General features: G+C 38.3%; 13 protein-coding genes. 9 read left to right on the forward strand and 4 right to left on the reverse strand.

From position 1 onward, the window contains the following. Positions 1-19: 19 nt before the first annotated feature. Entirely contained in the window at positions 20-2,944 is a 2,925-nt protein-coding gene (locus tag CC97_RS18545) for a substrate-binding domain-containing protein (protein ID WP_049962665.1), read from the reverse strand. 256 nt (positions 2,945-3,200) lie between these two features. On the opposite strand from CC97_RS18545, the gene CC97_RS03505 reads away from it, so the two are divergent. The 3 genes from CC97_RS03505 to CC97_RS03515 all read left to right on the forward strand — a co-directional run bounded on the left by CC97_RS03505 (position 3,201) and on the right by CC97_RS03515 (position 5,606). Further along, on the forward strand, positions 3,201-4,547 hold the full coding sequence (locus tag CC97_RS03505) for an MATE family efflux transporter (RefSeq protein WP_044973735.1): 1,347 nt from the start codon (positions 3,201-3,203) through the stop codon (positions 4,545-4,547). A gap of 155 nt (positions 4,548-4,702) precedes the next feature. Then, positions 4,703-5,164: a DUF4869 domain-containing protein gene (locus tag CC97_RS03510; protein WP_044973736.1), complete on the forward strand. Its 462-nt coding sequence runs from the start codon at positions 4,703-4,705 to the stop codon at positions 5,162-5,164. Continuing rightward, complete coding sequence (locus CC97_RS03515; protein ID WP_044973737.1) at positions 5,154-5,606, forward strand: hypothetical protein; 453 nt, start codon at positions 5,154-5,156, stop codon at positions 5,604-5,606. Before CC97_RS03510 ends, CC97_RS03515 begins: the two co-directional genes overlap by 11 nt. A 156-nt stretch (positions 5,607-5,762) precedes the next feature. On the opposite strand, the gene CC97_RS03520 is transcribed toward CC97_RS03515, so the two are convergent. Beyond that, positions 5,763-6,629 carry a hypothetical protein gene (locus CC97_RS03520; protein WP_156036751.1) on the reverse strand — a complete coding sequence of 289 codons (867 nt, stop codon included), beginning with the start codon at positions 6,627-6,629 and terminating at the stop codon, positions 5,763-5,765. A gap of 185 nt (positions 6,630-6,814) precedes the next feature. Here CC97_RS03520 and CC97_RS03525 point away from each other — a divergent pair, with 185 nt between their 5' ends. The 4 genes from CC97_RS03525 (at position 6,815) to CC97_RS03540 (ending at position 8,750) form a co-directional block, all read left to right on the forward strand. Further along, positions 6,815-7,030: a DUF3791 domain-containing protein gene (locus CC97_RS03525; protein ID WP_044973739.1), complete on the forward strand. Its 216-nt coding sequence runs from the start codon at positions 6,815-6,817 to the stop codon at positions 7,028-7,030. Next, positions 7,027-7,509 carry a DUF3990 domain-containing protein gene (locus CC97_RS03530; RefSeq protein WP_044973740.1) on the forward strand — a complete coding sequence of 161 codons (483 nt, stop codon included), beginning with the start codon at positions 7,027-7,029 and terminating at the stop codon, positions 7,507-7,509. The genes CC97_RS03525 and CC97_RS03530 overlap by 4 nt, the downstream gene beginning before the upstream one ends. Then, positions 7,506-7,721, forward strand: coding sequence for a hypothetical protein (locus tag CC97_RS03535; protein WP_044973741.1), 216 nt, complete (start codon positions 7,506-7,508; stop codon positions 7,719-7,721). Before CC97_RS03530 ends, CC97_RS03535 begins: the two co-directional genes overlap by 4 nt. A gap of 225 nt (positions 7,722-7,946) precedes the next feature. Beyond that, positions 7,947-8,750 carry a hypothetical protein gene (locus CC97_RS03540; protein ID WP_044973742.1) on the forward strand — a complete coding sequence of 268 codons (804 nt, stop codon included), beginning with the start codon at positions 7,947-7,949 and terminating at the stop codon, positions 8,748-8,750. Positions 8,751-8,947: 197 nt separating this feature from the next. On the opposite strand, the gene CC97_RS20450 is transcribed toward CC97_RS03540, so the two are convergent. Then, positions 8,948-9,214, reverse strand: coding sequence for a hypothetical protein (locus tag CC97_RS20450; RefSeq protein WP_044973743.1), 267 nt, complete (start codon positions 9,212-9,214; stop codon positions 8,948-8,950). Positions 9,215-9,975: 761 nt separating this feature from the next. On the opposite strand from CC97_RS20450, the gene CC97_RS18550 reads away from it, so the two are divergent. Both CC97_RS18550 and CC97_RS03555 read left to right on the forward strand, forming a co-directional pair. Next, complete coding sequence (locus CC97_RS18550; RefSeq protein ID WP_049962666.1) at positions 9,976-10,938, forward strand: SMI1/KNR4 family protein; 963 nt, start codon at positions 9,976-9,978, stop codon at positions 10,936-10,938. A 122-nt stretch (positions 10,939-11,060) separates the two neighbouring features. Further along, positions 11,061-12,518 (forward strand): hypothetical protein, encoded by a 1,458-nt coding sequence (locus tag CC97_RS03555; protein ID WP_044973744.1) that lies wholly within the window; start codon positions 11,061-11,063, stop codon positions 12,516-12,518. A 253-nt stretch (positions 12,519-12,771) separates the two neighbouring features. Here the strand turns inward: CC97_RS03555 and CC97_RS03560 are convergent, their stop codons facing one another. Beyond that, on the reverse strand, positions 12,772-13,545 hold the full coding sequence (locus CC97_RS03560; RefSeq protein WP_044973745.1) for a hypothetical protein: 774 nt from the start codon (positions 13,543-13,545) through the stop codon (positions 12,772-12,774). Between the last annotated feature and the right edge of the window lie 125 nt (positions 13,546-13,670).

The raw sequence follows: 13,670 nt of genomic DNA on the forward strand, positions 1-13,670 counted from the left end.
TGTATTAAGATTTTCCGGTTTATTTCTCGATTTTCAGATCTGAAGCTTTGATCCAGCCGTAATAGTCGCCGTCATCGGCATCGTAGCATTCGTACACCCAGTCGCCCAGAATGCATCCGCGCTTTATGACAACATTCCAGTCACCCTCGATCGGCCACTGAACATCTTCCAGTTTTTCCTTTACGAGAACTGATTCAGTGGTATAGCCTTTCACATCTTTCTTAGTTCCGCCAAGAGCGATACCCTTAAGCGGCTTTTCGTATTCTTCATAGAGGAAGTGAATGGATTTATGGATGTAGTCATCTTCCGATATCCAGCCGTAGTAGTCACCGTCATCAACGTCATAGCATTCATACCATTTCTTACCGTGTGATGTGCAGGTGCGTGTTACTCTGACAAACCAGTCTCCTTCTATCTTCCACTGAGTTTCCTTTTCTCCGTTTTCCAGAACATAGGCAGAAGTGTAACCATAAACGTCATCCCTGCCCCTTGCAAGTATCATTCCATTTTCAGTTCCGTCGGTTTTTTCCGGAGTGACCTTTCCAGGGGTCTGTTCGCCGGTTTTGTCTGAATTGTTTTCTGCTTCAGCCTCCATTATCCAGGTATACTTATGATTTATCTCATCAGGATCTATTTTTTCTTCGACAATTTCTGAATAACCGTACTTATATAGTGTTACAGTATTGTTTTTGAAATCTATGCTGGAAATGTTATATTCATATCCGTCATACTTTTTAAATTTTTCGCCTAAAATATCAGATATCATTACCGGATCGCCTGTATACGGGTCAAACCTGTACGGACTCGGAGTTCCATCATAATGTCTAAAATGAATGGTTATCAGATCATAGGTTTTATAGCGCTCCCGATTACTCTTATCCAGCATTGGATAATAAAGATTTATCAGTACATCACTCATTTTCATTGACGGATTCCTTTCAAGATACGAAAGAACCTGTTCATCGTTAGCCCTGAGTGCTTTTGCCTGTTCATAAACTTTTTCATATATCCTGTTCTTTTCGGCAACTTCCTCATCCGTATGGTATCTTGAACTGAGCACTGTATGTGCTTCACCGTCATCGCCCCTCACAAGTTTGGAGTTCCATTCATTGTAAAAGACATCGGAAGTATTATCTATATCAACTACTTCACTGTTATCAAAGTACTCACCAGTAACCATATCGTCGGTAAAAACATCTGATTCATCAAAAAAGATCTCTGTATCTCTGTCAAAATAAGGAGCTTCTTTACTGATAACAACAGTATACAGCCTAAACTGATCACATTCTCCAAGCAGACCAATGAAATCATTTTTCAAATATTTGGCAGTATCTGCGTACCTGGAAATTCTTTTACCTGCAATGTCATTAAGCCTGCCGGTAAAATCATTGTCCTTATAGAACAGATCAGAAAACTTTTCTATTCTCCGTTTGTTTTTCAGGTCATAATTTAAAGTGATAATACTGTCAGGGAAGAGCGTGGTGTCGTTTTTCTTAAAATCATATTCATAAAAGGTTATATTCATAAACCCGTTAATTACTTCGACATGCATTCTCCATTTATCGTTAAGCTTATCTTTGCCCTGGAATACGATATCGTCTAAATCTTTATTGATCTGTTTCTCAAAGTCTTTATCTTTGAGGAAATCTATCAGGCAGTCTTCCTTATACAGTTCTTTGTCGTCTCTGTTTCCTTTCTGTTCCGGATGTACACTTTTGGAAGAATGCGAATATTTTTCAGCTGGTTTATAATCCGCCGGCTTCTCTTTGCCGGTTCCCTTTGCGGAATAAAGCTTCATATTTTCCGGATATTCCATATCCTTCAGAGGAATATAGCCGCTGTCCATTACACATTTCTGACCTTCCTCCGACACAGCCCAGTCTGCAAAATCCTTTGTATTCTGTGAAGCCTTGTCTGTATACACGATCGATGTGCTGCTTAAAAGCGGATAGGTTCCGTCCGCCATCGTTTCCTTCGAAGGCTTTATACCATCAACAGCGATAAATTTTGTGTCAGATGAGTTTTCATACATCTGGGCAGCATATGAGTACACTGAATAACCAATGGCATTTACTGCATTATCATAAAATGCGATGGAATCCATAAGAGTAGACATTTCTCCCCGGACAAAATCTTTCGGAGGATCCATAAGGTCATATCCCTCCATGAATTCGGTCATGTAATTCTGGCTGCCTGAATCCTTGTTTCTCTGGTACGGAATGATCTTTTCATCGTTTCCGCCGACTTCCTTCCAGTTTGTTATCTTTCCGGAATAGATGTCTCTTATCTGAGCACTTGTAAGTGAATCCACAGGATTGTTTTTGTTTACGACGAATACGAAGCCTTCCTTTGCAACAGGTACAAAATTAAGCTTCACCCCTGCAGTCTCAGCCGCCTTGTACTGTTCCTCGGAAATCGGCACAGTAAAAATAAGATCATTTTCCCCTGAAAGAAGCATACTGAATGACTCATGTGTCTTGTGGTGTTCAACAAGAAGCTTTGCATCCCGGTAGTTTAACCCGAGCATCTTTGACTTGAATCCGGCCTCCAGCGGAATTGCTGATGTTGAACCATCCATCTTCGGCATGGTATTGTACATCCAGATCTTTGATTTCTTAAGGATATCCTTCTTTACCTCTGTGATATCATTTCCGTTCACTGAACCGTCACGGTCAATGTCATCCCTCGACACAAAATAGTTTCCTTCAAGTATACCGCTCTTGTATCTCATCACGTCAAACACGTTGATGATTCCGTCACCGTTGATATCTCCGCGCTTTGTCTCTTCAGAAAGCGACTTCACAAGCTCGTCCTTGTGTGCTGCATTCTGCTTTTCCTCCCAGGTCATATCCTCAGCGTAAACCATGCCTGAACCTGCAAACGCAAAAGATGCTGCGGCTGCGATAAGAACGATTTTTTTCCTTAAATTTTCTGATGATCTCATACTTTCTTAACCCCTTTAACCTTTAAATTAATCAATAAACGATAAAATATATTATACCACACCTGATAGAAAAAGTCGATATATTTTTTTCTGTTCTGACCGCAATTTCATAATGAAATTCTCATTTAGTCAATTATTTTACTTCCTTTGCAATTCAGGCGCAGATGTGATAAAATTATATTGATTGTTAAGGGAACAACATGAATTCATTACTAGACTCAGATCAATAATTTAAGGAGTGTCACTTCAGCACAAAATGGAAACCAAAGAAGACAAACGAATTTACACGCTTAGCAAAGAAGCACCTGCAAAGGCTGTGGTCAAAATGAGCGTTCCGCTGATATTCGGTATGTTCATCATGGTGCTTTACAATCTGGTGGATACATATTTCATCGGACTTACCGGAGATGACTACCAGATGGCGGCGGTGAATCTGTCCTATCCGGTCATGATGGTAACTGTCGCGATATCAAATATGATCGGTACGGGCGCATCTTCATTTATCGCACGATGTCTCGGTTCAGGCGATAAGGAAAAAGCCGCTCATACTCTTACTTCAGCATTTACCCTTACTTTCATAAACAGTCTGGCCGTAACTGCGTTTGGACTGATTTTTCTTCCGTCGCTCATTACCCTGCTCGGTGCAAAGGAAAACACATTTCTCTATACAAAGCAGTACGTACAGGTGATACTTTCAGGAAGTTTCTTTACAATGGGAAGCTACACGACAGGAGCCCTGCTTCGAAGTGAAGGTTCGGTCAGGTATTCAATGACGGGAATGATAGCTGGAACCATTATGAACATCATACTCGATCCGTTGCTTATTTTTGCTCTTGATATGCAGATCAGAGGCGCTGCGCTCGCAACTGTTATAAGCAATGCCGCCGGATTCGGCTTTTCAGTTCTCTACTACATAAAAGGCCGAACCCTGCTGAAACCTTCTATTTCTCAGATCAGACCGACAAAGGAAATACTCCGCGAGATATTCTGGGTCGGCGTTCCGGCATCACTGGAAACACTTCTGACATCTGCGGCATATACGGTACACAATAACCTCGCTGTAAGCTACAGTGAGCTGACCGTAACGGCAACCGGAATCGCCCAGAAAGTACTTTCTCTCGGAAATTACGTTTACCAGGGATTTGCCTCCGGCACGCAGCCAATCATGGGTTACAACTACGGTGCCGGCAATCCTGACAGAATGAAGAAGGTGCTGAAAGCCGGTGTCATGACCGTGACCGGAACTGAACTCTTCCTCATGCTGCTCTACTGCGTTTCTGCACCATTCCTCATCGGAATATTCACCGATTCGGAAGAAGTAATAAACACCGGTGCTCACGTACTCCGATGCATGATGTTCATACTGCCGTTCGTCGGTACAGTTTCCATGTGCCGCATGTCATTTCAGGCAATGGGAAAACCGCAGTACGCTTTCGGGATCACACTCATCCGCCAGCTCATACTCTACATTCCTCTCCTGCTGCTTTTAAACAGCATATTCGGATTCAACGGAATGCTGTGGGCACAGCCCGTGACTGAAGCAATAATGATGGGCGTGTCACTGATACTGCTGACAACCGTCATAGGGAAAATGAAAAACTGATTTTAAGAATACAGAAAGTATAACGATAAATCTTGATACGAATACAGTTACATACAGGTCCTGATACACACTACTTATGTGCTCCGTTTGCAATTGAGTCACAGATGTGATAAAATTATATTGAATGTTAAGTTATTCTGAACGGAGGAAGATCTATGCTGAAAATATATTTCGGAAAGCATCAGGATGAGATATACAACACAGCTATGTATTACGCAAATCAGTACGACAAGGAATGGATCATGGACGATTTTGCGCGTAAGATCATCCGTGATATCGATGACTCGGAAGTTATCGCTCCTGATGTAATAAAAAATAATATTTTCGGTACTTTCGGATCAACTGAGCTTTCGGCCGGTGTAAAAACTCTTCTTCTAATGAAAAATCTTCCGAAAATGATATTCAATATATCAAACTGCGGTGACAACTGCGCAAAGTACATTTTAGAACTTGCTGAGAACCGTGATATAAAAGTAACACTCCATCATTTCATGAATTTCGGCAATGATTTCGCTGTAAAAGTCATAAATGAAGGCAAACGGAAAGTTATTACAGACCCTGTTGAACTGCTCATGCTTTCCCATCACTATCTGAGAGGTAATGATAATGAAGGGTAAAGTATCTCTGACTGTAAAAAACAGACACATCACTTTTAAGCTTGATCTTGAAAGGAATATCACCATTATAACCGGTGACAGCGGTACCGGAAAAACAAAGCTTATAAATATGGTAAGAATGTTCTCCTGGGAAGGCAAAGCAAGCGGTGTTACACTTAAATGTGACTATCCGTGCATTGTACTGGAAGGCAACAGATGGGAGACTATTCTTGAAAGCACTCACAAAAGCATCGTTTTCGTAGAAGAAAGTACAAGTTTTCTGACATCACATGAATTTGCCAAAGCGATTCAGAATACAGACAACTATTATGTTTTCGTCACCAGAGAAAGCCTGTCTCAGATACCGTACAGCGTTGATTCTATAAAACAGATCGTAAAGAATGGAACCCATCCGAAATTTGTGAGTCTGAAAGACAAAAGAAAATATCTTCCGGGTATCTGACAGAGGCTAATATCGACAGTATTATTAATGCGATGAATAACAAATAAAGCACGCCGCCGGCGTGCTTTATTCAATGGTACGCTTTCAGCGTACTACTTTAAAAAGGGCACGCTTGTGCCCTTTTGCCTGAACCATTATTTTATGTTTAGAGAGAGTTTACTCGTCTGTTGCGGATGTTTCGGTTGATTCTTCGTCAGCTTTTGGTGATTCCGATTCAGATTTCTCTGCAGAAGTTTCTGATGATTCATTATCATCAACTAAGTTTTCTACATTTCCATTGTAATAATCATAATCCATATAATAAACTATATCTGTTATTGTTTGTTTTTCTAAGTCGATTAGAATTTTATATGAATATTTTTGGCCAGTAGCATCATATTTTCCATCATCGAGATAACTATACTCGTCGTAATAGTAATACTCATTGAGATCATCTATTGTTGGTTCTCCCCATGCTGATTTTAATTCATCTATAGATGAACCTATTCTAATACCTTTAGCGTATATCACTCTATTTGTGAGGTTACTACTGCTAGTATCACATAAAAAGCAATCTTTAGCCTGCTTTTTTTCTTCAAAGTAGTTCCAAAAAGATCCTTCATACAACATACTATCCACGGAAAAAGCAACTGTTATCCCACGATGGCTCCCGAGAGCATTGTTAGCCGCATCTACTACGTCATTGATTGGATTAACACCATTAGTAATTGTTGCTCCATCATCTAACAATGTCTGAAGTGTTACAGGAAGAGTATATACTTTGTTGCCCAACTGAATCTTGCACGAATCAATATCAGCATCGAGAATCTCCTGAGTTGGCTCTATATCAAGAGCTTCCGGAGCAATTACATCATGAGGCGTAACTACTGCGCCAGTTACTTCTGAATCGATTATTCCCATAGCCTCATTATATGAAGACTGTTCTGTTCCGTTAGACACTTCTTCACCTGTTTTTCCGCAACTCGTCATAGTTGCTGTCATACTTGCTGCCATTATTAAAGCTAAAATAATGTTCTTCTTCAATTTATTTTCCTCCATAAATTATTTTTTCATTATCAGAATGCAACAATGTATATATTGTACTATTTTTTTTTTTGATGTCAAGCATTTTAACCTTCTTGAAAATAAATGCTTTTACATGTATAGATTTCTTAACTGAAAAATAGTATAATTAAAATGAACGAAAAACATACTAGGAGATGAAATACATGAACAGAGAAACAACTGAATTCGTTATCTATATCATTAATCAAATAGCAAATATCAAAAATATGTCTCCATCAAAAGTATACTCGATACTGAATAAAACTGGCTGTATCAAAGAATATCTTGTTCCGTTATATGACGTACTTCATACTCTCAGTTCAAATCAGGTGGCAGAAGATGTTATTGAATTTGTCACTACAAGAGGTGAAGTTATATGATCGTTTATCATGGTTCTGATATCATTATCGATAAACCGGATATACTACATTCTGGAAAACGACTTGATTTTGGTTGTGGATTCTACGTAACAAGTGTTAAAATCCAGGCCGAACGATGGGCAAGACGAAAAGCTATTCTTAGAAAAAACACTCATGGTATCGTCAATATTTTTGATATAACCGAAAAGTCTGGTTTTAAGATCAAAGATTTTGGAGATGATCTCGATAGCTGGATCGATTTTGTATGTGAATGCCGCAACGGATCTGAATGCTATAAAGAATTTGATGTAATCAAAGGAAAAGTTGCAGATGACAAAGTTTTCAGAGTCGTAGATATGTACCAGCAAGGCATATGGGACAAAGAGAGAGCTATCAAGGAAATCCGCATCTACGAATCATATGATCAGATCTCATTTGTTACGCAAGAAGCAATTGATGCAATGCTGACTTATACTGGTTATACAGAGGTGAGTTTATGACAGACAGAGAATTCGAAAACTTTTACAGAGAGCGTCTTGAAGAAAGAATAATCTTCTGTCTCGCTGAACGTAAAAATATTTCTTCTGAAAAAGCTATGGATATTTATTATACCAGCAAATTATCTGACAGGATCTATACCGGTGAATATGGTATACAGTATCTTGATTATTCTGTTCTTACGGATATTCTTGTACAGGAAATCGGAGGATAATTCTTTCATATTCTTAAACACTAAAAGCACGCCTCCGGCGTGCTTTTTTCAATGGTACGCTTTCAGCGTCCGCATCTTCTTCAAATGTACAAACTGATACGTCAATAATTATTGTACGCCAAAAATATTTTATTGTTTTTCGATATATTTTTATTGACATTCACATTCATTTGTGATATCATAATATCAGGGAATTCCAAATACAATATTTGAGGAGGAAGTACTATGGAGCACACTGTCGCTGTAAACAAAAAAGTAATAACAATAAGGATCTGCATATACGCTGTTTGCATCGTCTCATGGTTTATCGTCGTTTTGCTTACAGGTTTGCACACTGGATTCCACTTCTTTTTAATCACTGCCTTTTTTGCATTCAGAATTTACAGAAATATCAGAAGAATACGGAAATACAATGGCTGCATCACATCTGAAGAATCTGCTGTTAAAATACGTCCTGTATCAGACGAAGTGATCTTTACCGTTCTGACGCCATTAGCTGCCGGATTTATCTTCTTTTTCTCAATAATTTTTACTCTTCAGATTCCTACGATAAACAGTTTTTCCCCTTCACAGTATAAGTTTTCAAAACTCTATATAGAAAAAGCCGGCGGAACTAAAACTGATCTGCTCCCTGATAAACTCCCGGAAACATTAACTTACTATAATCTTTGGTACTTTCCGGGATTCCTGCAGGCATCTCCAATGCTGACTCTGGATTTAACCACAGACGATAAAGGCATTGCAGAAATACAAAGTGAAGCCGAAAAACTCGCTGTTGCTTCATTTGATCTTGAAAAATACAATGCCGATAATGAGAACAAAGAAGTAAAGGCTTTTAAAGAATGGTATTTCAAACCTGATGACCACGGATACACCAATGATACCATAAGACCAAGAACCGGTGCAGCCGGCAAAGAAAACGGCCGCGGAACAATTTACATCATTTCATCAAACGGAGACTGGAATCATCAGCATACTGAAAGTATAACGATAAACTTTGATACGAATACAGTTACATATGGGGCCTGAAATAAAAAGCACGCCGTCGGCGTGCTTTTTTTTCCATAGCGCACCGAGGGCGTAAATGCGTGATTCTCGCTATAATAGATTGCCAAAGTTCCGCTTTTATGCTAGGAAAAAACCAGCTGTACTTACAGAACTGGTTTCTGCCGTTTGTTTTTATAATCTCATGCAAATTCCTGGCATATTTTATATTTGTGATATATTTACATTTTCGTAAAACAATATTTACCTTTTCCAAATCCGGATACAGCTTTTATCAGTTTAAGATCATTATTCAATTTTTTGATATAAGATGTAGCTGTCGTCTGTGAACAATCCAGCAACTGCATTATATCTGAATTTCCGAATACCGTATCCTGTAAATTTTCATATATTTCAATGAGATTTTTTACTGTTTTCTCTGAAAAACCAGACTTTAAAATCTTTTCTCTGATAAGATTTGTATCAGATACAGGCTCAGGGTCAACCACAGACAAACCTCCTGATTTTAGCATGAGAAACTCTTCATTAACAGGGATAACAACTGATGTTACATTATCTGATTCTGAAAAGGTTTTATAATACAGCTGAGGAGAGCCGTTATCATCAAGAGACTGCTTGGCTTCACCTATTCCGGTGCCAAAAGACTCTATTATTCCAAGACTTTTTATATACCAAACCCAAGTTTTTGTCAAGCAAACCCAAGTTTTGCAGTCTATCCATAAACGACGATATTCCGTACATCAGAGCACTCCAAGCAAAATCAAACCCAAGTTCACAAGTATCAAACCCAAGTTTTTGTCAAGCAAACCCAAGTTTTATTCTCACCGCCAGACCATTAATTATACATTCTGAAACTTGACAAACTGCGGTAATAGAAGTAAAATCATATAGATAATACAGAAAACAACATGAATTCATTACTAGACTCAGATCAATAATTTAAGGAGTGTCACTTCAGCACAAAATGGAAATCAAAGAAGACAAACGAATTTACACGCTTAGCAAAGAAGCACCTGCAAAGGCTGTGGTCAAAATGGGCGTGTCACTGATACTGCTGACAACCGTCATAGGAAAAATGAAAAACTGATTTTAAGAATACAGAAAGTATAACGATAAATCTTGATACGAATACAGTTACATACAGGTCCTGATACTTATGTGCTCTGTTTGCAATTGAGTCACAGATGTGATAAAATTATATTGAATGTTAAGTTATTCTGAAAAAAATCAAAATGAGGAGTGGAATAAAATGTATGAGAAAATTGATCTGAATAATTTCTGGAACAGCGACAGTGAATATGATGATCTTAAATCTGAGCCGTTTTCGGAAGAAACGCTTCGTGATATTGAAAAGGATCTTGGATATAAATTCCCGCAGTCTTACATCGCACTGATGCGTATACAAAACGGAGGATGTCCTGAAAATACAAGTGTCGGTAATACCGGCTGGGTAATCGGCAGCATTTACGGTATCAGCAAAGATACAGACTTCAGATTCTGGACAGATGAGGATTTAGCACCTTTAATCCCTGTATGTACCTCGGCCTATGACAGCGACATGATATTTTTAGATTACCGCAAATGCGGAAGTGACGGAGAACCCGGAGTAGTGGGAATCAGTCAGGACATGAACACGAATACGATCAGTTTTATCGCAAAGGACTTTGAATCGTTTATTAATATGCTTGTTCCTTTGGAAAATGATGAAGAAGACGAACCTGACTTCGATCCTTATGAAGGTATACATTTCACTCCCGTAGAAGGTAAGCAGAGAAAAAAACTGGATCGTGTTATCTGGGGTGACTTACCATGGGGCATCGGTTTCACCGCATTCTGGCTGCTGGTGATCATTGCACTTTTCTTCTTTCATAACGCTTTTTTTGTAACGCTCCGATTCCTGTCGTTTTTTCCGGCAGCATATGGCTTCATTGGCACTGTAGCTTGTCTTACAGACTGTATTTCGAAGAGTAAGAAAACATACGAAAGTTATGTTGATACTGTAGATGCAGTCTGGGAAGCTAATGAACCGCTCCATAAAACGAAAGATGACGGGAAAAAGAAAAAGTATTTTCTCAAACTAAAAAAAAGCAAGGTCGACATGTACCGTAACACTGAAGGTTTTAAAGAAGGAGACCTTGTGAGAGTTTACAGACCGCAAAAAGGAGAAGTAATACTTGTGAAAGAGGATGCTAAGAAACAGATGGTACGCTGAAAGCGTACTATTCTTTATACAGACGGAACTCAGCTTCTCCGCACTTGCGCAAATGATCTGATTATGTTAAAATAAATAAAGGATTTTAACTTACAAATATATATGATATAAGGAGCACAAAAATGGAACGAAAACTATTATTAATCGCACTTATATCCTCACTTTTCTTAACAGGATGCGATACGATAACGGAGAATACTGATGCCGGAAACGGAGAAGTTTCTGAAATTGTTACCGAGGCGGTAACGGAAGAAGCGGAAAGCACTGAAACCGAGGATGCAGATGAAAACGGCGAAACTGATAACTCCGATAATTCCGCATATGATGAGGATCAGGCGGGCGAAGAATTCAGATATTTCAAAGTACCAGAAAATGAAGAATGGGATGTTGACTATTCTGATCCGGAAGATAATTATCTTTCACTGGTTCTGAAAACCAATAATAATATAAGGCTTTATTTCGAAGCTGATGACAGTGGTGAATACAGTAAAGCTGTTTACCTGGCTGGTGATAACAGAGCATACTGTGCTGAGCAAAGTTACGAATTCTTAAAAAATGAGAAAACTGATTTTTACGGAACCGAAGCTATTCATCAGTCAGCCGCTTCTAGTGAAGGCGACTATTATGATTACTATTTTTTCGATAACGGGAATGGCGTAATTTACAAGGTCACTGTCTCGTACAGAAACGGTTCCTGTAATGAAAACTGCAAAAGTACTGATAACATATTAAAAACCGCTGAGTTTTTCTGTAACAGTCCTTCTGAATCCGCATCTGAAAAAGACGAAATAACAATGGAGGATATAACCAAGGCAAACCGTCTGAATAATATTCTTTCAAAATATGACAGCGTAAAAACCGAAACGTCAGTCGGCTTCGAAAGCTATACGATCTATGCTGACAGGGAGTGCAACGGAATATATGACTTGAAAGATGCTGAAATGCAGAAAGGCGACATGATGTGTTCAATGGAATCCGGCAAATTCCTGGCCATGTATACTTTCGAGCCGGAAATAGATTTATATGAACACAGGTTTTTCCTTGATGGTATGTTCGATTATTTTAAGATAACAAACGTAAGTAACGACGGCAAAAAAATCAAAGTAACAGCAGAAATGAACGAATATACAAGTAAAGCCTTTTTTAAATACATAAACATGAAAGACGATAATGATGGTAAAGCCGTAGCCACAATCACTTTAAAATCAGATGATCTTGCCATTGAAAAGCTTTCAGTAAAATCAGAGTCCGGTCTCAGCGATAAAAAACTGTTTTCCTATAAATGCAGCTACAATGTTCAGAAAAATCTGAAAATGAAGCTGATATACGATCATATGGATACTGATGAGATACGCGTGCTAACGGGTATTGTAAATCCTGGCAAAGAAGATGAATACACTGTTTCCTGGAAGGGCGTGAAGGGCGATACGATCCAGTTTGTAGATTTCCACGACAGCATACTCACTCCTGCATTTGAAGATCGTGAATGTAAAAAGCAGTACAACACCGGTACCGATAAAGATAAAAATTCTGATATAACATTTTATGCTGTAAATATGTTATCATTCTTTGGATATTGATTTGCATTCCGGATTCTTTATTAAATTCAGTGGATTTTGTGAATTTTCATTTTATCCGAACAAAAAAGCACGCCGCCGGCGTGCTTTTTTCAATGGTACGCTTTCAGCGTACTACTTTAAAAAGGGCACGCTTGTGCCCTTTTGTACGAACCATTATTTTATGTTTAGAGAGAGTTTACTCGTCTGTTGCAGATGTTTCAGTTGATTCTTCGTCAACTTTTGGTGTTTCTGATCCAGATACATCTGAAGTTATTTATTCCGATTCGGTGACATCAACAAAGTTTGCTACGTCTCCCATGGCGTAATCTAAATTTAAATGAAATGAAATACCTGTTATAGTCTGCTGTTCTAAATCTATTTCAACATCATACCTATATTTCTGATGTGTTGTACTCTCTCCTACACGCTTATAATACTCAATGTATCTTAATTCATCTAAATTGTCTTCAGTTGGTTCTCCCCAAGCATTTTTTAAATCAGCTACAGTTACCCCAACTCTAATACCTTTAGGGAATATAAAATTCTCGCTCTTATTAATGTAAGTGAGATAAGCATAGCAATCCTTTATTTGTTTTCTATCTTCGGAATAATTTTCAAAATACAAATCATATTCTTTATCATCCATTGAAAATATAACACCACCGCCACTATGCGCTCCTATAACATCACTAATAGGATTTGTGTTGTCAAGAATTACTGCTCCATCATCTAATAACGTCTGAAGAGTTACAGGTAGAGTATATACTTTGTTACCTATCTGAATCTTCCAAGAATCAATATCAGCAGCAAGAATCTCCTGTGTTGGTTCTATAACTGCCTCTTCTTCAACTTCAGCTTCTGTGATAGCTTCAGTTTCTGTTATAGTTTTCTCTATTCCCATAGCATCATTATATGAAGACTGTTCTGTTCCGTTGGATACTTCTTGAGCCGGTTTGCTGGATACTTCTTCACCGCTTTTTCCACAACTCGTAATAGTTGCTGTCATACTTGCTGCCATTATTAAAGCTAAAATAGCGTTCTTCTTCATTTTCGTTTACCTCCATAAATTATTTTTTCATTATCAGAACACAGCAATGTATATATTGTACTATTTTTTTTTTTGATGTCAAGCATTTTAACTATCATGAAAATAAATGATTTTTATTCTGTTCT

The organism is Ruminococcus sp. HUN007 (genome assembly GCF_000712055.1).
In the GTDB taxonomy this organism is placed as follows: domain Bacteria; phylum Bacillota; class Clostridia; order Oscillospirales; family Ruminococcaceae; genus HUN007.